At 47.5% G+C, this 19,986-nt stretch carries 17 protein-coding genes, 1 other RNA gene and 2 pseudogenes; 4 read left to right on the top strand and 16 right to left on the bottom strand.

Translation table 11 applies throughout. The annotated features are described in order from the left end of the window. Window positions 1-12: 12 nt before the first annotated feature. The 5 genes and pseudogenes from aztC to ABGB15_RS05885 all read right to left on the bottom strand — a co-directional run. A complete protein-coding gene (aztC, locus tag ABGB15_RS05865) occupies window positions 13-963 on the bottom strand; it encodes a zinc ABC transporter substrate-binding protein AztC (protein ID WP_369064137.1) in 951 nt (316 codons plus the stop codon). Window positions 964-994: 31 nt separating this feature from the next. After that, on the bottom strand, window positions 995-1,852 hold the full coding sequence (gene aztB, locus ABGB15_RS05870; protein WP_076737899.1) for a zinc ABC transporter permease AztB: 858 nt from the start codon (window positions 1,850-1,852) through the stop codon (window positions 995-997). Continuing rightward, the gene (gene aztA, locus ABGB15_RS05875) at window positions 1,849-2,586 is read right to left on the bottom strand and encodes a zinc ABC transporter ATP-binding protein AztA (RefSeq protein WP_369064138.1); all 738 of its coding nucleotides are present in this window, start codon (window positions 2,584-2,586) and stop codon (window positions 1,849-1,851) included. Before aztA ends, aztB begins: the two co-directional genes overlap by 4 nt. A 278-nt stretch (window positions 2,587-2,864) precedes the next feature. Further along, entirely contained in the window at window positions 2,865-4,838 is a 1,974-nt protein-coding gene (locus ABGB15_RS05880) for a PhoX family phosphatase (protein ID WP_369064139.1), read from the bottom strand. A gap of 230 nt (window positions 4,839-5,068) precedes the next feature. Further along, a pseudogene (locus ABGB15_RS05885) lies at window positions 5,069-6,210 on the bottom strand (IS3 family transposase); the annotation flags it as partial. Window position 6,211: 1 nt separating this feature from the next. Between ABGB15_RS05885 and ABGB15_RS05890 the strand changes: the two are divergent. Beyond that, window positions 6,212-6,514 (top strand): annotated as a pseudogene (locus tag ABGB15_RS05890) (integrase core domain-containing protein); the annotation flags it as partial. A gap of 119 nt (window positions 6,515-6,633) precedes the next feature. Here ABGB15_RS05890 and ABGB15_RS05895 read toward each other — a convergent pair. The 6 genes from ABGB15_RS05895 to smpB all read right to left on the bottom strand — a co-directional run bounded on the left by ABGB15_RS05895 (window position 6,634) and on the right by smpB (window position 13,001). Further along, window positions 6,634-7,509, bottom strand: a complete 876-nt coding sequence (locus tag ABGB15_RS05895) for an ankyrin repeat domain-containing protein (protein WP_369064140.1) — start codon at window positions 7,507-7,509, stop codon at window positions 6,634-6,636. Between the two features lie 713 nt (window positions 7,510-8,222). Further along, a complete protein-coding gene (locus tag ABGB15_RS05900) occupies window positions 8,223-8,693 on the bottom strand; it encodes a hypothetical protein (protein ID WP_369064141.1) in 471 nt (156 codons plus the stop codon). Window positions 8,694-8,708: 15 nt separating this feature from the next. Then, window positions 8,709-9,308: an ankyrin repeat domain-containing protein gene (locus tag ABGB15_RS05905; protein ID WP_369064142.1), complete on the bottom strand. Its 600-nt coding sequence runs from the start codon at window positions 9,306-9,308 to the stop codon at window positions 8,709-8,711. A 1,362-nt stretch (window positions 9,309-10,670) separates the two neighbouring features. Beyond that, window positions 10,671-11,900: an integrase domain-containing protein gene (locus tag ABGB15_RS05910; protein WP_369064143.1), complete on the bottom strand. Its 1,230-nt coding sequence runs from the start codon at window positions 11,898-11,900 to the stop codon at window positions 10,671-10,673. A 165-nt stretch (window positions 11,901-12,065) separates the two neighbouring features. Next, window positions 12,066-12,429: a transfer-messenger RNA gene (gene ssrA, locus ABGB15_RS05915) on the bottom strand. An 89-nt stretch (window positions 12,430-12,518) separates the two neighbouring features. Beyond that, the gene (smpB, locus tag ABGB15_RS05920) at window positions 12,519-13,001 is read right to left on the bottom strand and encodes an SsrA-binding protein SmpB (protein ID WP_008502505.1); all 483 of its coding nucleotides are present in this window, start codon (window positions 12,999-13,001) and stop codon (window positions 12,519-12,521) included. A 156-nt stretch (window positions 13,002-13,157) separates the two neighbouring features. Between smpB and ABGB15_RS05925 the strand changes: the two genes are divergently transcribed. Together ABGB15_RS05925 and ABGB15_RS05930 are read left to right on the top strand one after the other, a co-directional pair. Further along, a complete protein-coding gene (locus ABGB15_RS05925) occupies window positions 13,158-13,595 on the top strand; it encodes a type II toxin-antitoxin system RatA family toxin (RefSeq protein WP_198440047.1) in 438 nt (145 codons plus the stop codon). Next, window positions 13,585-13,872 carry an RnfH family protein gene (locus ABGB15_RS05930; protein WP_152081922.1) on the top strand — a complete coding sequence of 96 codons (288 nt, stop codon included), beginning with the start codon at window positions 13,585-13,587 and terminating at the stop codon, window positions 13,870-13,872. Before ABGB15_RS05925 ends, ABGB15_RS05930 begins: the two co-directional genes overlap by 11 nt. Before the next feature lie 109 nt (window positions 13,873-13,981). Here the strand turns inward: ABGB15_RS05930 and bamE are convergent, their stop codons facing one another. The 3 genes from bamE to nadK all read right to left on the bottom strand — a co-directional run bounded on the left by bamE (window position 13,982) and on the right by nadK (window position 17,084). Beyond that, a complete protein-coding gene (bamE, locus tag ABGB15_RS05935) occupies window positions 13,982-14,320 on the bottom strand; it encodes an outer membrane protein assembly factor BamE (RefSeq protein ID WP_152081921.1) in 339 nt (112 codons plus the stop codon). A 138-nt stretch (window positions 14,321-14,458) separates the two neighbouring features. Beyond that, entirely contained in the window at window positions 14,459-16,120 is a 1,662-nt protein-coding gene (recN, locus tag ABGB15_RS05940; RefSeq protein WP_215722671.1) for a DNA repair protein RecN, read from the bottom strand. Between the two features lie 85 nt (window positions 16,121-16,205). Then, window positions 16,206-17,084: an NAD(+) kinase gene (gene nadK, locus ABGB15_RS05945; RefSeq protein ID WP_152081918.1), complete on the bottom strand. Its 879-nt coding sequence runs from the start codon at window positions 17,082-17,084 to the stop codon at window positions 16,206-16,208. Between the two features lie 122 nt (window positions 17,085-17,206). Here nadK and grpE point away from each other — a divergent pair, with 122 nt between their 5' ends. Continuing rightward, window positions 17,207-17,800, top strand: coding sequence for a nucleotide exchange factor GrpE (gene grpE, locus ABGB15_RS05950; RefSeq protein WP_152081917.1), 594 nt, complete (start codon window positions 17,207-17,209; stop codon window positions 17,798-17,800). Window positions 17,801-17,851: 51 nt separating this feature from the next. Here grpE and ABGB15_RS05955 read toward each other — a convergent pair whose 3' ends face one another. Beyond that, window positions 17,852-19,138, bottom strand: a complete 1,287-nt coding sequence (locus tag ABGB15_RS05955) for an HlyC/CorC family transporter (RefSeq protein ID WP_152081916.1) — start codon at window positions 19,136-19,138, stop codon at window positions 17,852-17,854. 18 nt (window positions 19,139-19,156) lie between these two features. Next, entirely contained in the window at window positions 19,157-19,948 is a 792-nt protein-coding gene (locus ABGB15_RS05960; RefSeq protein WP_032674137.1) for an inner membrane protein YpjD, read from the bottom strand. Window positions 19,949-19,986: the final 38 nt, after the last annotated feature.

Below are 19,986 nucleotides of genomic sequence, written 5' to 3' on the forward strand. Positions count from 1 at the left end.
ATCGGCGAGTATTTATGGCTGGGTATTACGGCTATTGCTCGCCGCTGTCTCAATCGCCGTTACGTTATGTTCCATCATTTCCAGGTAGGTAGAAGCCGGTCCTCCTGGTTCTGACAAGGCATCTGTATAAAGCACGCCAGCCACGTTAAGGCCAGCTTCTCTGGCAATTTGTTCAACCAGTCGTGGATTGGAAATATTTTCAGAAAAAACCGCTGATGCGTTATTTTGTTTAATTTTCTTAAGGATGCCTGCAACGTCAGCGGCAGAGGCCTCTGATTCGGTGGATATACCCTGAGGGGAAAGGAAATATATACCATATTCCTGTTCAAAATATTTGAATGCATTATGACCTACGACGACAGTACGCTTCTCCTGTGGGATCGTAGCGACTGTCTTAATAATTTTATTTTCCAGAGCCGCAAGTTTTGCATCATAAGCACGGGCATTAGCCTGATAAAAATCACAATTACTTTTATCTTGTGCACAAAAAGCTTCTGCAATATTTTTCACATATATTCTGGCATTCCCTACTGATTGCCAGGCATGTGGATCAAACGGTGCAGCATGAAAGACCGCTTTACCGTCATAAAAGTGATAGTGTCCGCCGGCCGGGTCCTGGAGAATATTTGCTCCTTTTGTTGTTTCAATTATCGGTGCGGAGGTTTCACTTGCCTCGATCAACCGTGAAATAAATCCTTCAAGTTGTAAACCATTTACCAGTATGACATCCGCTTTAGACATAGCGATCGCGTCAGCAGGAGAGGGCTCATAAACATGAGCATCGCCATTAGGGCCGACAATAGTACGCAGTTCGATGCGGTCCCGACCGATGTTATTTGCCATATCGCCAATAACAGAAAAGCTTGCTATGACATTAATTTTCGCTTTCGCCGGGAAAGTAAAAAGTAAAAAAAGCATAGATGTCGTCAGGATGCATAAAGATATAAAACCGGGTTTTCTCATTAAATAATTTCCTCGATTTGTAGTGAAAAGATTAACGAAGTTTTTTTAAGCGGATGTTTTTCACCATCATGGCAGCAGCAGAGACAAGATACATAATTCCCACAGATAATATGATTGACGGTCCTGAAGGGAGTGAAAAATGAAATGAAAATAACAAACCGCTTATACATGCAAGCATTCCTGTCAGGACAGAGGCTACGCACATTGTTGCTACACGTCTCGTCCAGAAACGAGCCGTCACAGCTGGCAAGACCATTACCCCGACAGAGAGTAAAGTGCCGAGCGCCTGAAAACCAGCGACAAGATTCAGTACCACCAGGGCCAGGAAAATAAAATGGACTGGCGATCCCAATCGTGAAACTGAGCGAAGAAATAAAGGGTCAAGGCACTCAGCAATAAGTGCGCGCCAGAATATAGAAACCAGCAGAAGTGTGAGCAGCGCGACAGAGAAAATTAACAACAGCGCTTCGTGATTGAGTGCAAGCACAGTTCCAAACAGGACATGCATAAGATCCACGCTTGAGCCTCGAAGCGATACAATGAGCACGCCGACGGCGAGTGAGATTAAATAAAAAGCCGCCATTGAAGCGTCTTCTTTTTGCACTGTTAAGCGGGAAACCGCCCCTGCAAAAATAGCGACTATCAGCCCTGCGACAAGCCCACCAATAGTCATCGGTAATATATCTAATCCGTAGAGTAAGAAGCCAAATGCAGCACCGGGCAAGATAGCATGTGACATGGCATCACCAACCAGACTCATACGGCGTAATGTTAAAAAAACGCCAACCGGGCAAGCGCTTAAACAAAGCAGAAATGAACCATAAAGCGCCCGGCGCATAAAACCGAAGCCGACAAAAGGTGCTAGAACCCATTCATGAAGCCAGCTCATGAATGTGTAGCCTCATGTTGCCCAGGTAAAGCACCTGCTGTGCCCATATTCTGTGTCGGTAGAAGTGAGGTATGGCGCAGAACTTGTTCTGTTTCGTCCCATGCCACTAATTCACCGTTTAACAAAATGGCCTGTGGAAAATGATTTCTAACCAGACCGATATCATGCATGACAGCTAAGACAGTACGTTTCTGAGCATGCCAGCGGTTTATCAGCACAAGCAAGTCATCAATAGTAGTGGCGTCAATGGCATTAAAAGGCTCATCAAGCAAGATGATGTTTGCCTGTTGAAGAATGACCCGTGCGAAGAGAGCGCGTTGAAGCTGCCCGCCGGATAATGCACGAAGCTGTCTTTTTTCAAACCCTGCTAATCCTACTGACTCCAGTGCATCAGTAAGCCGTTTACGATCCTCAATTCTGTGATGACGGAATAACCCTCTTTCAGGCCATAAACCCAGGGCAACTAAATCTGAAACAGTTGCAGGGAAAGTGCGATCCAATTCCGATATTTGTGGCAGATAGGCAATGCGCGCCTTTGGTTCTACGGTACAGGAGCCACTTAACGGAGCCAGAATCCCTGCGATACCTTTAAGCAGTGTTGACTTACCAGAACCGTTAGGGCCAATAATGGCTGTAAGGGAGCCTTTTTGTAACGTCCCGGTAATATTTTGTATCGCAGGTAAACCCTCATAACCCAGCGCCAGATTTGCAAAACGCAAAGAGTAGTCGTGCATGACATCCATTCCACATAATTAGTTACTTTTTGGAACGTTATAACATAACAATTGCAATGTAAACGTTTAATCGATTTTTTGATATGGAACGTGCATGTACGAAGCCAGGCTTAAGGTAGCGCTAAAATTGATAATCGTTTCAGCGAGTAAGAGAAAACATAAAAGGCTAAGGTTAATTCCTTCAGATAACAGCGAGATTAAATATTTGATACCTGGGGAATGTTGGGAGGATCAAGCTGTTGCCATAAAAAATGGTGCCCAAAAGGGCACCAGATGTATCAGGTACCGATTATCCCGCCATTCGATTTAGTGATAACGACTGTTGAAGAACGTGGTCGTCCGTCTGATCTTGAATCTGGCCAGTTGGAGACAGCCCGAGGGTTGCTCGGATCGGTAATGTCGTCGCCGCCTTCGCCGGGATGCTGGATATTAATAAACAGCGTACGGTTGTCCGGCGTAAAGGCGATACCGGTAATTTCACACCCTCGTGGCCCGGTCAAAAAGCGGCGATACTCATTGGTGCCGGGCAGGGTCGCCACCATCTGGTTATTTCCCATCCCTTCATACGCTTTTTTATTAATCGTACTGGAGGAGACATCGGTCTGGATCCACAGCACGCCGCGGTGATCGAAGCAGAGCCCATCAGGGCTACCGAATTCTGCCCCCTGCATGGAGCCTTTCGCTTTAGGATCGTCACTGTCAGTACGCCCGGCGAGCACCAGAATATCCCACGTAAATTTCGCTGAGGCGGGGTCTGCGCTCTCTTCGCGCCAGTGCATGATGTGGCCGAACTGGTTGTTGGCGCGCGGGTTGGCTGCGTCTACCGGGGCTTTGCCCTCTTTACCGCGATCGGAATTGTTGGTGAGCGTGCAATACACGCTGCCTTTCGCATGGGTATCAACGGCTATCCATTCCGGGCGATCCATTTTTGTTGCGCCCACCATATCGGCAGCAAGGCGCGTTTTGATCAGCAGATCGCCCTGATTGTCGAAACCCTTGCTTTGATCAAGGCCATTTTCACCGAAGATCAGCGGCAGCCAGTCGCCGGAACCGTCGTCATTGAATCTGGCGACATAGAGCGTGCCTGACTCCAGCAACTGCATATTTGCCTTGCGATCGCCAGGGTCATATTTGTTCTCGGAGATGAATTTATAGATGTATTCAAATTTCTGATCGTCACCCATATAGACCACAACGCGATTATCCCCCGCCAGCGTCACGGCAGCACCTTCATGCTTAAAGCGACCTAATGCGGTATGTTTGCGCGGTGTGGAGGTCGGATCGTAGGGGTCAATCTCCACCACCCAGCCAAAGCGGTTTGGCTCGTTGGGCGTTTTATCGACGCTGAAACGTTCGTCAACCTCGTTCCAGCGGTAGGATTCATCGCTATCGCTAATACCGTAGCGCATCTCCAGCACGTTACGCGGCGCTTTCTTAACAAAAATATCCGACCAGTTCTCTTCACAGGTCAGGTACGTTCCCCACGGGGTTTGACCATTGGCGCAGTTTTGCATGGTGCCCAGTACCACTTCGCCTTGCGGATCGGCGGCGGTTTTCATCAACACCTGATGACGCGCCGGACCGCTCAGTTGCATGGGTGTATTGACGGTAATGCGACGAGCAAAGCTGGAGGGACGGACCACCTGCCAGCCCACGTTATCTTTTTTCACCTCGATAACTGATATACCCATCGCATTCTGACCCTTACGGGCCTTATCAAGATCCCAGTTGGCGGTACCGTCTTTAAATAGCATACCGTTATCAATGTATTCATGGTTGAGCGCCAGCAGACCGTGTGCCGGGTTCTCTTCGCCCTGCGGCAGGCTAAACCAGGCCATGCCGTCATGGTGCATACCGGCCTGCGCCGCCTGTTCGTCGGTGGTGTTGCTGGCGTCGAATTTAAATTCTGGCAGATTGCCCTTTATGCCCACAGCATCGCCCCAGCGATAAAACGGACGGGCGATATAGCCTTCCGGCACGGTGACAGTGTCTGCGGTCGAAACGGGAATGCTGGTGAAGCCCAGCGACACCGCTTTAGATAATGCTGAGGGATTTGCCTTCGCCGCGAAGGCGTTTTCTGGCTTGACTAGATAAGGAAAGGAGACGGCAGCGCCCGCCACCATTCCCATTTGCAGAAAGCGGCGACGGGACATAAAAGCGCTGACTACCTCAGAAAAAACGGGGTTCACGCTGTGGTTACTGATTTCATCGCTGTGTTCCTTTTTAAACACCGATTTAAGGGGTCTGCTCATATCGTTTTCCTGTAATTTCCATAGATTTGCGTGGCAATACAGGACAGTTTAAAAAGTATTTGTTACAAATTTATAACATCAGAAACAACGGAGGTTCAGGAGAAAAAGCTCACTGGCATTTTTTGTATTACTGATAAATAAAGCCGTCCCCATATAAGCGGAGACGGCTTCATTATACTAATAATTCAGCGGTTCTCCTGAACCATTATATAAGGCGACTGGATTGGCCCCTATATTTCCATACACTTTTTATCACTTAACCCATTACCGGTTCGCCGCCGCAGATATTCCCGTGGCGAACGATATCCCAGTGCACTATGCGGACGCCAGAAGGCCTCCGCAAGGTTCTTTACCGCTGTTAACCCGTCAGGTTTCGGCATGACGCTGATGTAGTCGCGCTTCATCGTTTTGACGAAGCTCTCTGCCATACCATTGCTTTCCGGGCTGCGTACTGCCGTAAGTTTGCTCAAGTCCTACCATTCTGGCGAACTGACGCGTCTGATGAGACCGATAGGCCGAACCGTTGTCCGTCAGCCACTCAATGGGGGATGCCGGCAGGTTGCTGGCGAAGCGGCGTTCCACCGCACCCAGCATAACGTCCCGTACGGTTTCGCTGTCATATCCACCGTTACTGGCTGCCCAGTGCAGTACTTCACGATCGCAACACTCCAGTGCGAACATGACCCGTAGTTTTTCTCCATTATCACAGTGGAACCCGAACCCATCTGAGCACTCACCGCTGGTTACTTTCCTCGACGGCCACTTTCCCTGTATGCGCCCGTTTCGAGGGCTGTATTGCAGGTTTACGCTCAAGCAGCAGTGCATTCTGACGCATGATGCGGTATAAGCGTTTGGCATTGATAACGGCCATGTCGTCAGTTTCTGATTGTCTGCGCAGCAGTGCCCACACCCGACGATAACCATACGTTGGCAGATCCCCGATAACGGTATGGATACGAGCCAACACTTCAGTATCATCAGGCCCGCGCTTGCGTCGGCGATCCTGCCAGTTCTTCGACCGACGGGCCATGGCATGCAGTTGCGCACGTGAGACCCGCAGGCAACGACTGACAAGGCTTATTCGCCATCCTCCGGCAACAAGGGCACGTGCGCTATCCACTATTTTTGTCGGCCATATTCAACGGCTTCTTTCAGTAGCTCATTTTCCATGTTTTTTTGCCCAGCAGGCGCTGCAGCTCTTTAATTTGCTTCATCGCAGATGCCAGCTCTGACGGAGGTACAACTTGTTCAACAGCGGCAACAGCGGTGAGACTGCCTTCCTGATATTGCGTCTTCCACTTGAACAGCAAACTGGGGGCGACACCATGCTGGCGGCAACGTGGGATACTGACATCCTCGGTTCCATCGTCTGAACCGATCAGGGCCCGGAATTTACCTGCCGCGCGCTCGATCAATGGGCCTTTGAGCATGGTGTGGAGTTGCGACTTATCCAGCTAGGTAAGCCAACGCAGAACGGATTTATTGAGAGTTTCAACGGTCGCTTTCAGGATGAATGCCTGAATGAACACTGGTTCAGTGATATTCTTCATGCCCGGAAAATTATTAATGGCTGGCGGCAGGACTATAACGAGTCCAGACCTCATTCATCGCTGAATTACCAGACGCCGGCTGAATTTGCAGCAAGCTGGAGAAATGGAAAATTAGAAGGTAAATAAACCGACATTACTAACTGATCGTTGTATCTAAGACTGGGGGCAGGTCAATGTATCTACTTTATCGCTCACGTCTTCTCGTTAGCTGGCTACCCGGCTTGTGCTTCGGTAAAGCTTCAGGGTTAAATATTTTTGTATTGAATTATTTCATCGTAAAGATCGCGATCTTTCAGTAAATCTGTTTCTACTGTTATATTGCAGTCGATAAGGAATTTTATAAAAGATTTACTTGCATACTTTATAATAGGTAACTCAGCGTGAGCAAAACAAAATGTTACATGACTAAGGTCAGTGATTTCTCTGACTACCGTAATGATTTCCTTAGCCTCGTTTTCATCGATAGATATTCTGCATTGGTTATCTATGTTAAAATCTATGCCTTGATTATTTAGTTCGAACATTAGTTCTACACTGGCATATGTTAAATGTTTAAAAGTGACGGGTGAATGGTCTTTTAAATGAATAGAATAAGCTAACGCGATATCATATTGACTTGATTGAAGAAAATCGAAAGCAGTCTGGCCATTATGATCTCTGTGGTTTATATCACAGCCCGCTTCAATTAATAAAATATAGATATCAGCGAACAAGGGATTGAAAAGGATTGTGCGTCCATTATTATCAAGTGAATGGATATCAAGACCTGACTCGATAAGTAGTGTCATTACTTCTGGTGTGACGGAAAACTTCGGAAAAGCTAACCGACCAGACTGATTTCTGTGATTGATATTAATTCCTTTGCGGATAAGGAACTCAATTATATTATTATCATTGATATGAAATAATGCATTTTCTGCCTTATTATCCAGGTGGTGAATGTTGATTCCTGCATCAATCATGGCCTGCATAGCCTTAGCGGTTCGACAGTGAAATAATGCATTTTGTCCATGCTCATTGAGTGTATTAATATCTGTGCCCATTTTTAGCAAACGGATGATATCATTTTTTGATTTGGCGTTAAAAAGATCGTCATTGCTTTTTTTAATTTTGTTTTCCATTGTGTTTCTCCTTTGTTGTTATATTAAGAATAACAATAATCAATTATTTTTTGATCATCAAGTTTATTTTTATTTTTTTTACAAGAAAGCACGGTATGTATTTATAATGAGCATTATTAATCTCAGGGGGAATGATGAAGTTAACTTCAGATTGTAGAACAGTAATGGTATTTGTTTATCAGGATAAATAAAATGGTAGTTCTTGCTGCTATTCATATAAAAGTACAGTAAACTTTGTTGAGGAATGATGGGCTATAGCGTCAATACCTGCTTATTTAGCCAAAATATTTACAGGTTGGTATAATATATAATTGTCATATATTTTCACTCTGCTGAAAAATCGTTGTTAATATTAAAAATGAAGATAATCGATACAAATAACTTTTTATTTATTGCTATTGAACTTTAATGTGATGTGAGAAAATAAAGGTCAGCTTATTTCTTGATTATTTCTGCATCCTGTTGCAGCTTACAAAATCAGGATTTAAGTTAAATTGGCGGGGAATTTTTTTTCTGCACTTGATAAATCGCGGTATTGTTTATTTCTGTTATAACGCCAGGCTCGCCATTTATACAACTATTATTATTACGTAGCAGGTCAGGAGGCGCTGACAGCTTTAACACGCTGTACAGTGGCCCTATTGACTGTCGGGGCATAATATTTTTATGTAAGTACCACGGGTTGAGTAAGCCTGCGTATGAAAAAATAATGCTCACAGCCTTCTTTTAGAGTCAGAATTTTTTATATCTGGCTTAATGACGGCTTTGATTTCTTTATTTTCCCTCAGTGCAAGGTAGGCAAGGATTTCAGTACGAATGCTCTGTTCTTCAATGTCACTAATGTTTACCTTTACATTGTTTCTTATAAACCATTTAATGATTTCCTTGTGTTTTAAGCTGACCAATGGAGTGTCATACCATGAACACAGGGTGATATGGCGGATATCAATGACTTTCTGTGCTTCAGTAATAAATTTTTTAAGGTCTTTGTTGGGATATCTTACCACACACCGCTCATTACTTTTGTATTCGATATTCTGATTTTTTAGTATCTTAATCAGCTCAAGACAGCCAAAAGTGAGACGATTGAAAGTTAATGGTCTGGCTTTAAGGAGGTGAATATAATGTGTAAGCACACTGAGACACTGATCAAGTTGATGATTACTGAATAACATGGTCTGCATGTATTCAAAAACCGTTTACCCGTTGTTATTAACCCAATTGATATCGCAGCCATTGTTGATTAAAATGTCTGTAATTGATTTTTTATTAGGGTAAAATATTAAGCTATTTCCGTAGTAGTCCTGTATATCAGGATCAAGGCCCGCGGAGAAATAAAAATTCAGTAAGTCAGCGTCAATTCCGGTAATGTTAACAGAGTTGTTACCATATATGTCTCTGTGGTTAATATTTATACCTCGCTGAATGAGCTGGCGTACAACGTCAGGCTCACAGGCGGAAAACAGGGCATTTCTTCCATAGCTGTCAGTGTGATTAATACTGATTCCGCTGTCGATTAGTTCTCTGACTGAGCCTTCGCTGGTTGAAAAGAAAAGAGCATTTTTATCTTCAAGGTCAGTATGGTTTATGTTGATTCCATTTTTTACCAGTAGGCTGGCAGATTCAGCGTCATTTGTGTAAAAGAGCGCATTTCTGCCCAGCGTGTCTGTATGGCTGATATTAATCCCGTTTTCAGTCAGTACATTCATAGTTTTTGCACAGGGTGCATAAAAAAGCGCATTTCTGTTAAATGTGTCAGTATGGTTAATATTTATCCCGGCGTTAATCATTGCTTTCATAAGCTCAGGGCAACTGCAATGAAACAAAGCGTTCTGGTTCGATGAATTGAGCATGTTTATGTCCACCTCCGTTTTTAATAGTCTTTTGAGTTCTTCTGGTGATTTTATTTTGAAGAGGTTCAGGGTATTTCTATTTTGTGAGTTTTGGTTCTTACGTTATCTCCTTTATTATAATGTAAAATAACAATAACCAATGAGTTTCTGTTTTTCAAATTTATTTATAATTATTTTCAATATAGGTGATGCATTGTCATTGAGTATTAATGTGAGAGTTAACTGTCTGGTATAAAGAAAAGAGTGTAATAATTACAAAATTGCGTATGAATCAATTGTTTTTTGGTATTCTAATCTATCATCATTTGGGATGCGTCTTCTATTGTGGTTTGGAATACGCAATAATATCGGGTAAACTGAGGTGATGACCTCACATAGCCTGTAGAAGAACGAACGCAGTAAGTATAAGCGTATCAGCAGAATGAACAGCATTACAGGCAGGTGGCTCCGGGGCTTGCTTTTCTTTTCTAACCGAAGGGCAGAAAAGCAAGGGCAATCCGGAGAAGCAAGCGCAGCGGCTTCGCAGGGTTAGCCCTTGCTTCATTTCGTATAATAATAAAAAATCGTAGTGGACGATGTTATTATATAAATACATAAAGCTTCGTTTGCATTTATTTTAAAGCTTCTATTGCAGTTCAGGAGAAGTTCCGAGTCCATCGCTTTGGTAGCTTAAAGGAAGCTAAATGAAAAGGCTATTTAAATGCTTCGCTTACAATGATTTTAACAACTTCTCTTATAGTTTAGGAGAAACACCAAATTCATTGTTTTAGTAGATCAAAGGAAGCTAAATGAAACGGTTGTTTAAATGCTTCACTTGCATTGATTTCAAAGGCTTATCTTGCAAAGTTGCTAGGGCTTGTAATATATACCTTCGATTGTGCAAGTGAAGCCCTTAAATACACTTCTTCAGATCAATATTATAATGGCTATAAAAGTGAGTGGTAAGTATGTAGGTGTGAAATCATTATCGAACATAAAGTTTTCTTAGTTCTTTTTTTAAAGTTGATTGCCTGTAAGTAAAAAATTAGTTTTATTTAGCAGGTTTGTGATGAATTAATTTTTCATTTAATTATAAGTAACGAGGGGAATGGTGTGGATTTTTTTAAAAAATATAATGGCATTACCAGATTTATTCTTAATTATAGAAATAAATTATTCACAGGCATGGACATTATTGAAAAATGATTTATTAATAATATATGTCATCAAGAGTTTTTGCTGATATGTATCCTGTACTATGTACAGTGTGTTATTTGCCCCATGTATGGGGATATTGGAAAGGCTACTGATTAGTAGCCTTTCGTCCATTCAGGCAGCAAAAATTTTAAGCTGTTGCGCCTGGACATAATCTCCCCACCACTGCATGAGAGCTACTCGTTCGGTGATATATTCCGCCCGATTATATGCAGCGATAATTTCGTCTTTTTTTGAGTGGGCAAGGGCCGCTTCAAGTGCATCTGTCCTGAATTTTCCTGACTCTTCCGCTGCCGTTCTTGCAATAGATCGCATTCCATGGGCAACAAGTTCACCTCCAAAACCCATACGGATAATTGCTGCGTTGGCTGTTTGTTCATGCATATGGTTTAAGGGAGCCTTTATGCTGGGAAATACCCACTCGCGGTGCCCACTGATTGATTCCATAGATTTAAGTATCCGAAGAGATTCTTTGCTTAATGGAACCTTATGAGGTTTTTTCATCTTCATAAATTCAGCCGGGATGTTCCACATGCTGTTATCCATATCTATATCAGACCATCTTGCGCGGACAGCTTCACCGGGGCGAACCCATGTGAGAAGTTGCCATTCAATCAGTAGTCTTGTTTCTAAACGGACAGATGCATTGTTCAGTGCTGCCAGAAAACGAGGGAGTTCAGAGGGGGGGAGGGCAGGCATATTCTGCTTTTTAGGCTTACTGAAACGTTGGCCCAGATTATCTGCGGGGTTGTATTCAATCAGCTCTTCTGTAGCCGCCCAACGGAAGATTTCATTCAACCTGGAAATGAGCCGTCGCAAAGTTTCCAGTACTCCTCGTTGTTCAATTGGATCAAGATGCTGTTTTAAGAGTTTGGGACGGATCTCCTTGATTGGCACATTACCCAGACCGGGGAAAATATTTCGTTCAAGGCTTCGCCAGATGTCGTTAGCATGATCCTGGGAGATGCCTGACGTTTTGACTTTCTCATCAAGCCACTTCTTGGCTACTGCTTGAAATGTATGTTCCGTGGCATCTTTTAGGGCATTGGCTTTCTGGGTGTTATGAACTTGTGGATCTATACCATTGGCAAGCAAGGAAAGGTATTCATCTCGCAAGGCTCTTGCTCTTGCCAGTGTGAGGTGAGGGTAGGTCCCAAGGCTCATTTTGGTCCTTTTCTTACTCACCGGCACTGCATACCTGAAATACCAATTCTTCTTCCCTCCTTTCGAGAGGGGAGCGATTCGTAGGATCAAACCATCACCGTCAAACAAGTTGATTTCTTTGTCGGCTGGCTTAGTGCTTTTGATTTCAGTGTCAGTGAGCTTCTTAGCGATTTTTGCCATTTTGGGACCCTCGGTTTTTGGACCCTTTTCAGTGGGTCCCATTAAGGGTGCCATAAGTGATAGTTCTCAGCAATTCTCACTGGACGACAATAGACGTAAAAAAGCCCGCAGAGCTTGTGCTGTGCGGGCTTAGTAGACTTCAGTATACTTCAAACAACTAAAAAGTGGTGGAGCTGGCGGGAGTTGAACCCGCGTCCGAAATTTCTACATCCTCGGTACTACATGCTTAGTTTGTCTTTACATTCGCACGTCAGCTGCGGACAAACACGCCACTAACGAACTAGCCTGATTAGTTTTAACGCTTCAACCCCAGGCAGGGCATCCACGCGATCTCTTTTGGGTTTGACCTCTCTTTGATCCCCGTCTTAAGAGCGGAAGCTAGGGAGAGAGGGCTCAGAGCAGGTTATTAAGCTGCTAAAGCGTAGTTTTCGTCGTTTGCGACTATTTTTTTGCGGCTTTTAACGAGGCAAACCGCCCCTCGGCATGCACCTTGGGTTTCGCAAATCCCGTCGAATCCAGAATCAGCCCCAATAGTGTTGAACTCAGTATACCAGATTTTACTTCCAGGTTACCAGCCCGGAACGCTAACTTATTGAATTGTACAATAAGTGCGCAGAATCAACGCCCTGCGTTTTTCATAATACGTGCTTTATCGAGCTGCCACTCGCGTTCTTTCAGGTCAGTACGTTTGTCGTGCTGTTTCTTACCTTTGGCAACGCCAACTTTCACTTTGCACCAGGCATTTTTCCAGTACAGTGACAGCGCGACCACGGTGAAACCTTCACGGTTAATACGTCCGTAGAGGGATTCCAGTTCACGCTTGTTCAGCAGCAGCTTACGGGTGCGCGTTGGGTCACACACATAATGTGAAGAGGCGACAGTCAGCGGTGTAAAGTTGGCACCGAACAGGAAGGCTTCGCCGTCTTTCAGGATCACATAGCTATCGCCGATGTTCGCTTTCCCGGCGCGCAGCGATTTAACTTCCCAGCCCTGCAGTGCAAGACCTGCTTCGAATTCTTCTTCGATAAAATACTCGTGGCGAGCACGCTTGTTGAGCGCAATGGTCGCCGAGCCTGGTTTATGTGCTTTTTTCTTCGTCATAAGTGTCGTAAAGCCGTCGGTAATCTGATTTCAAAAAGTCACCTCATTGCGTCCTGTGAGGTCTAACGCGCTATCTTAGCACGAGATAAGGCTTAGCGTTTTTTTAACAAGGGATAAATGTTATTATTTGTTTGTTGTGTGACCATGGAAAATGCTATGCCTCAGATTAGCCGTACTGCGCTTGTCCCCTACAGCGCGGAACAAATGTATCAGTTAGTGAACGATGTCCAGTCTTATCCGCAGTTTCTTCCGGGATGTACCGGCAGCAGGGTACTGGAATCAGGCCCGACGCAGATGACGGCGGCGGTCGATGTCTCCAAAGCGGGGATCAGCAAGACGTTCACCACCCGCAATACGCTGACTGATAATCAGAGTATTTTGATGCATCTGGTGGATGGTCCATTTAAAAAATTGATGGGAGGGTGGAAATTTACGCCGCTGAGTGCTGACGCTTGTCGCATCGAATTCCATCTGGACTTTGAATTTACCAATAAGCTGATTGAGCTTGCGTTTGGCCGCATCTTTAAAGAACTGGCGTCGAACATGGTTCAGGCGTTCACCACTCGCGCCAAAGAGGTTTACAGTGTCGCATAAGATATCTGTAGAAGTGGTGTATGCGCTGCCGGAAAAGCAGTATCTGCAGGGCGTGACGCTGGAAGAAGGGGCAACTGTTGAAGCGGCTATACGTGCTTCTGGTATCCTTGAGCTTCGCAGCGACATTGACCTTGCGAAGAATAAAGTCGGCATTTATAGCCGTCCGGTGAAACTGTCTGACGTGCTGAAAGAAGGCGACAGGGTTGAGATTTATCGCCCGCTTATTGCTGACCCTAAAGAGTTGCGTCGTCAGCGAGCGGAGAAATCGGGTAAGTAGTACGTTTGTCCCTGGTGGCGCTGCGCTTACCGGGGCTACGAGTCTGTGCTAGCGTTCAGATACAAAAAAAGGTGCTCAATGAGCACCTTTTTGCATTTCTGACACCGGATTACCTGGTCAGGGCAGGTTTATTGTCGATGTTGGTCAACACACCAGCGCTGCTGAAGGTCAGCGTCAGGGTCTGCTGGGTCACACCTTCGTGGCCTGGTTGCTGACGGAAAACATAGAACCAGGTGTTTGTTCCGAATGGATCGGACATCATCGGGGTTCCCAGTGCATAAGCGACCTGCTGTTGTGTCATCCCCACACGGATTTTGGACACATCGTTAGGGGTAAGGTAGTTCCCCTGGTTGATGTCAGGACGGTAAACCACTTTCTCCAGAGTGGAACAGCCTGCGGTCAACATCAGAAGAACCGCTGCGGCAGCGGTCAGCATTTTACAACGCATAGTGATTTGATTCCTTTTCGGGCCCGAGCAGAACGCGGCTCATATGTTATATGCCGATGATAATAGACCTTGCCCCACTTTGAAACCGGTCTGGCGGCGTTTTTGTTGTTCTGTATGACCCTGAGATCCCGAAAAAGTTTATGCCGCCAGCAGTTCTTTTGCGTTCGCGAGCGTATTGCGGGTGACTTCACTGCCACCGAGCAGGCGCGCCAGTTCCTGCAGACGTGCGCGTTTATCCAGCGGTTTCATGTGCGTTTCGGTCATTTCTCCGTCTGTTTCTTTGCTGACGATAAAGTGATGATGACCACAGCCCGCGACCTGCGGCAGGTGGGTAACGCACATTACCTGCGTTGATTCACCCAACTGGCGTAACAGTTTGCCCACGACCGCCGCCGTCGGGCCACTGATCCCCACGTCCACTTCATCGAAAATCAGCGCCGGGGTTTCCATTTTACGTGCGGTAATGACCTGAATCGCCAGTGCAATACGCGACAGCTCGCCGCCGGAGGCAACTTTAGAGATGGCCTGTAAAGGCTGGCCTGGGTTCGTGGTGACGCGGAATTCGATGCGATCGGCCCCTTCTGCCGTGAGATGGTTCTCTTCAAAGCGGACATCAATCGTGAACACGCCGTGTGGCATCGCCAGTGTGTGCATGCTGTCGGTGATGTGCTGGCTTAACTCTTGCGCGTAATGCTGACGGATATCATGCAGCTGTTTTGCCGTTGCCAGTGCCTGCTGGTGATGCAGGTTTACCGCCAGGGATAAGGTTTCCAGCGAGTCAGCCTGATCGTCGAGCTGCTGCTGTTCTTCCAGCAGAGACTGATAGTAGTTTGGCAGCTCTTCCGGCGTGACGTGGTGCTTGCGCGCCAGTGAGATCTGACGGGAGATGCGTTGCTCCAGTTCAAACAGACGGTTCGGGTCGAGATCCAGACGTTCACAGTAGTGACGCAGTTCATCACCAGCTTCTGAGAGTTGAATTGCAGCCTCTTCCAGCATATCCAGCACGCCAGAGAGTTTACTGTCCATGCCAGTCAGTTCGGTAACAAGTTGACGCACATTGTACAGTTGGCTCTGCAGGTTTACGTCTTCACCATCTGCCAGCATATTCAGGGCGTTCTGGCTGGTTGAGAGCAAGTGGCCGCTGTTCGCCAGGCGCTTGTACTCTTCGTCGATTTGCTCAAACTCACCCGACTGAGGATTAAATTCGTTCAGTTCTTTAAGCTGGTATTCCAGCAGTTCTGCGCGGGCGGCACGCTCCTGGCTTTGCTGCTGGTGCTGGGCGAGCTCACGGCAGCTTTGATGCCACTGACGGTAGTGCTCTGCCATCAGTTGAGTAAGCGCGTACTCACCTGCGTAGCCATCAAGCAGTGCTTTCTGCTGTTCCGGTTTAACGAGTTGCTGATGTGCGTGCTGTCCATGGATCTGAATGAGTAACTGGCCGAGCTCACGAAGCTGGGAAAGCGGGACCGCAGTGCCATTGATAAAACCACGTGAACGGCCATCGCTGCTGATCACTCGGCGAAGTAAACACTCACGTCCATCTTCCAGCTGGTTCGCTTCCAGCCAGCGGAGAGCCGCAGGGGTATCTTTCAGGGAGAAGCGGGCACAGAGGTCTGCACGGTTTGCTCCCGTGCGCACCATGTCACCCTCTGCACGGCCGCCGAGGCACAAGCCGAGGGCATCAATGGCAATGGATTTACCTGCACCGGTTTCCCCGGTGATCGCCGTCATGCCGCTGTGGAAATCGATCTCAAGCTCACGAACAATGGCAAAGTTGCTGATGGTCAGTTGTGCCAGCATAATTGTTTTCCTGTATGAAAAACCATAACTGTGTTTACATACAGTATAAACTGGTTTTTTATACAGTAAAGTGCTGGATGCAAAATCAGAACAATTTTTTTGACCAGCCAAGTTTTGAGCTTAACGTATTGAAATAGCTGTAATCTTTCGGATGAATCAGATTCAGGTGATAATCACACCGACGAATCAGGACATCTTCGCCCTCCTGGATAGGCAGCGCGATCTGGCTGTCGCAGCTGATCTCCAGGTCATTACGGCGGTGCGAGAAGCGCAGGCGAATGGTGCTGCTGCCGTTAATCACCAGCGGGCGGGCAGAGAGCGTATGCGGGAACATCGGCACCAGCGTGATGGCGTCCAGCGAGGGAGTCAGAATCGGGCCACCCGCAGAAAGGGAGTAGGCGGTTGAGCCCGTCGGCGTGGAGATAATCAGCCCGTCTGAGCGCTGTGAGAAAGCAAAGATTTCGTCGATATACACTTCGAACTCAATCATGTGCGCCACCTTTCCGGGGTGGAGAACCACCTCGTTAATGGCGGTGCTGATGCGCTTCTGGCAGTCCTGCTGGCACACCTGCGCTTCCAGTAAAAAGCGTTTTTCACTGATATAGTGGCCTTCCAGCACATCGGCCAGTTGTTGTTGAGCATTGTCCGGGTCGAGGTCCGTCAGAAAACCGAGATTGCCACGGTTAATACCGATAACCTTGATATCATAGCGAGCAAGGGTTCTGGCTGCGCCCAGCATGTTGCCGTCGCCGCCAACCACCACGGCGAGATCTGCCTGTTGGCCAATTTCCGCCAGCGTGCCGGTTTTGACGCCCTTAAGCTGCAGCTCCTGGGCGATTTGCTGCTCGACCATCACTTCATAGCCTTTACCACACAGCCAGCGATACAACATTTCATGTGTCGTCAATGCAGTAGGGTGACGCGGATGCCCGACGATCCCAATGCACCTGAAATGATTATTCATTTTCTGGAGGTCCTTGTGCCTGATGAATGATGACAATCTGTCTTGTTCCCTTGAATCCCGGAAACTGATCCCCATAATAAGCGAAGTTAGCGAGATGAATGCAGAAAAACGCGGAGAAATTCATGAGTAGTAAAGAACAGAAAACGCCTGAGGGGCAAGCCCCTGAAGAAATTATCACGGAACAGCACGACGAAGTTGAGGCTGTAGAGCCAGACGCGTCTGCTGAGCAGGTGGACCCGCGCGATGAAAAAATTGCGAATCTGGAAGCTCAGTTAGTCGAAGCGCAGAATCGCGAACGCGATGGTGTGCTGCGCATCAAAGCGGAAATGGAAAACCTGCGTCGTCGTACCGAGCTGGACGTTGAAAAAGCGCATAAATTTGCGCTGGAGAAATTCGTCAACGAACTGCTGCCGGTGATTGATAGCCTGGATCGCGCGCTGGAAGTGGCGGATAAAGCGAATCCGGACAACGCGGCGATGATCGAGGGTATCGAACTGACGCTGAAATCCATGCTGGATGTGGTGCGTAAGTTTGGCGTGGAAGTGATTGCCGATACCAACGTACCGCTGGACCCGAACGTTCACCAGGCGATTGCGATGGTGGAATCAGAAGATGTCGACGCCGGTAACGTACTTGGCGTGATGCAGAAAGGTTACACCCTGAACGGCCGTACTATTCGCGCTGCGATGGTGACCGTGGCGAAAGCGAAAGCGTAATGTGCCATCCGTAGTGCCGGGTGGCGGCGTTCGCCTTACCCGGCCTACATTTTATTCGGCAATACTTTCCCGAAGTGGCGTGACGGGCAGAACCTTCACCTGCTTGATCATATTGTCCTGCACGTCCAGGATATCAATATCGTACTGTTCAATACGCACCCGTGTGCCTGCCGCCGGGATCTCTTCCAGCGCTTCCAGAATCATCCCGTTCATCGTGCGCGCCTCATCTTCCGGCAGATGCCAGTTGAAGGCTTTGTTGATTTCACGAATATTGGCGCTCCCGTCAATCAACACCGAGCCATCGTTTTGCGGGGTGACTTCCTCTGCAAGAGAAGGTGACATTGACGTGGTGAAGTCTCCGACAATCTCTTCCAGAATATCTTCGACCGTCACAAGCCCCTGAATATCACCGTATTCATCAACCACCAGGCCCACTTTTTTCTTATTACGCTGGAATTTCACCAGTTGCGTGCTGAGCGGTGTTCCTTCGGGGACGTAGTAAATCTCGTCGGCGGCGCGCAGCATTACCTCTTTGGTGAACTCGTTTTTCTCCGTCATCAGACGGTAGGCCTCGCGCACGCGCAACATGCTAATGGCATCGTCCAGCGAGTCGCGATAGAGCACAATGCGCCCGTGCGGGGAGTGCGTCAGCTGACGGACGATGGCCTTCCAGTCATCATTGATATCAATACCAACAATCTCATTGCGCGGCACCATGATATCGTCGACGCTGACTTTCTCCAGATCCAGTACGGACAGGAGCATGTCCTGATTGCGGCGGGAAATCTGCGAGCGGGATTCATTCACAATAGTGCGAAGCTCGTCTTTGCTGAGTGCGCTGCTGATGGTGACGTCTGCTTTGATGCCCACCATTCGCATCAGCAGGCGGGTGACCATATTCAGCAGCCAGACCAGCGGCATCATCAGAATAAGCAGCGGTGCCAGCAGGAAGCTGCTCGGGTAGGCGACCTTCTCCGGGTAAAGTGCGGCGATGGTTTTGGGCAGCACTTCGGCAAACACCAGCACCACGAACGTCAGGACACCGGTGGCAATGGCGACCCCGGCGTTACCGTACAGGCGCATGCCGACGATGGTGCCCAGCGCAGAGGCGAGAATGTTGACCAGGTTGTTACCGATAAGCACCAGGCTAATCAGGCGGTCGGGCTTACGCAGCAGCTTTTCGACACGGCGTGCGGCACGATTACCGTGCTTCGCGCGATGACGTAACCGATAGCGGTTCAGCGTCATCATGCCGGTTTCCGAGCCAGAGAAATAGGCAGAGATGACCACCATGATGATCAGCGTGACGATCAGCGCGGTGGTAGAGATGTGTTCCAGGGGGAACTCCTTTGTTACTTAGCCAGCAAATTGCTGTATGAAGCGGCTGCCAAAATAGGCAAGGGTGAGAATACCCGCACCCGCGACGTTGAACCAGACCACGCGACGACCGCGCCAGCCTTCATGATAATGACCCCATAACAGGACAATATAGACAAACCACGCGATGATGGAGAGAACGGCTTTGTCGATATTCTCCACGCTGAACAGGTTCTTCATGTAAAACAGGCCGGTACAGAGCGTCAGCGTCAGCAGTACGACACCGACCTGAGTGATATGAAACATCTTACGCTCAATGACCATCAGCGGCGGCATTTCATGGTTAAAGGCCAACTTTTTGTTTTTCAACTGGTAATCAATCCAGGCGAGCTGCATAGCGTAGAGCGCAGCGATAATCAGCGTCGCGTAGGAGAACAATGACAGGCCAATGTGCACCAGCATTCCCGGTGTGGCTTCCAGATGAGTAATGAATTCATTGGGCATAAAGGTGGCCAGGGCCAGATTGATCAGCGCGAAGGCATACACAATTGGCAGCAGCAGCCAGCCGCGATTTTTTGAGGCGACAATGGTCATCACCGTACAGATCATCAGGCTGACCAGTGAGCCAACGTTCAGCACGCTCAGATTTTGCACGCTGCCATCACCGGGAATGATGCGAGATTCCAGCGCAAAAGCGTGACTTACCAGTGCGATCACTGCCGAAAGGATAGCCATGCGCCGCCAGCCGCTGTTTTTTTGCAGCAGGCCGGGAATGATCAGCGCGAGGCTGACAGAGTAGGCAACAAGAGCGATCAGTGCGAAAACAGGCATATAGGCGTCGACAGTTGTCTTAATAAGAAAGAGAAGCA

Source organism: Enterobacter sp. MALB-1, assembly GCF_041021625.1.
Lineage (GTDB): Bacteria > Pseudomonadota > Gammaproteobacteria > Enterobacterales > Enterobacteriaceae > Enterobacter > Enterobacter oligotrophicus.

Excerpts from the sequence above, each read along its gene's own strand:
- aztC (WP_369064137.1), bottom strand. The coding sequence starts at position 963 with ATGAGAAAACCCGGTTTTATATCTTTATGCATCCTGACGACATCTATG.
- aztB (WP_076737899.1), bottom strand. The coding sequence starts at position 1,852 with ATGAGCTGGCTTCATGAATGGGTTCTAGCACCTTTTGTCGGCTTCGGT.
- aztA (WP_369064138.1), bottom strand. The coding sequence starts at position 2,586 with ATGCACGACTACTCTTTGCGTTTTGCAAATCTGGCGCTGGGTTATGAG.
- ABGB15_RS05880 (WP_369064139.1), bottom strand. The coding sequence starts at position 4,838 with ATGAGCAGACCCCTTAAATCGGTGTTTAAAAAGGAACACAGCGATGAA.
- ABGB15_RS05895 (WP_369064140.1), bottom strand. The coding sequence starts at position 7,509 with ATGGAAAACAAAATTAAAAAAAGCAATGACGATCTTTTTAACGCCAAA.
- ABGB15_RS05900 (WP_369064141.1), bottom strand. The coding sequence starts at position 8,693 with ATGCAGACCATGTTATTCAGTAATCATCAACTTGATCAGTGTCTCAGT.
- ABGB15_RS05905 (WP_369064142.1), bottom strand. The coding sequence starts at position 9,308 with ATGAAAGCAATGATTAACGCCGGGATAAATATTAACCATACTGACACA.
- ABGB15_RS05910 (WP_369064143.1), bottom strand. The coding sequence starts at position 11,900 with ATGGCAAAAATCGCTAAGAAGCTCACTGACACTGAAATCAAAAGCACT.
- smpB (WP_008502505.1), bottom strand. The coding sequence starts at position 13,001 with ATGACGAAGAAAAAAGCACATAAACCAGGCTCGGCGACCATTGCGCTC.
- ABGB15_RS05925 (WP_198440047.1), top strand. The coding sequence starts at position 13,158 with ATGCCTCAGATTAGCCGTACTGCGCTTGTCCCCTACAGCGCGGAACAA.
- bamE (WP_152081921.1), bottom strand. The coding sequence starts at position 14,320 with ATGCGTTGTAAAATGCTGACCGCTGCCGCAGCGGTTCTTCTGATGTTG.
- recN (WP_215722671.1), bottom strand. The coding sequence starts at position 16,120 with ATGCTGGCACAACTGACCATCAGCAACTTTGCCATTGTTCGTGAGCTT.
- nadK (WP_152081918.1), bottom strand. The coding sequence starts at position 17,084 with ATGAATAATCATTTCAGGTGCATTGGGATCGTCGGGCATCCGCGTCAC.
- grpE (WP_152081917.1), top strand. The coding sequence starts at position 17,207 with ATGAGTAGTAAAGAACAGAAAACGCCTGAGGGGCAAGCCCCTGAAGAA.
- ABGB15_RS05960 (WP_032674137.1), bottom strand. The coding sequence starts at position 19,948 with ATGCCTGTTTTCGCACTGATCGCTCTTGTTGCCTACTCTGTCAGCCTC.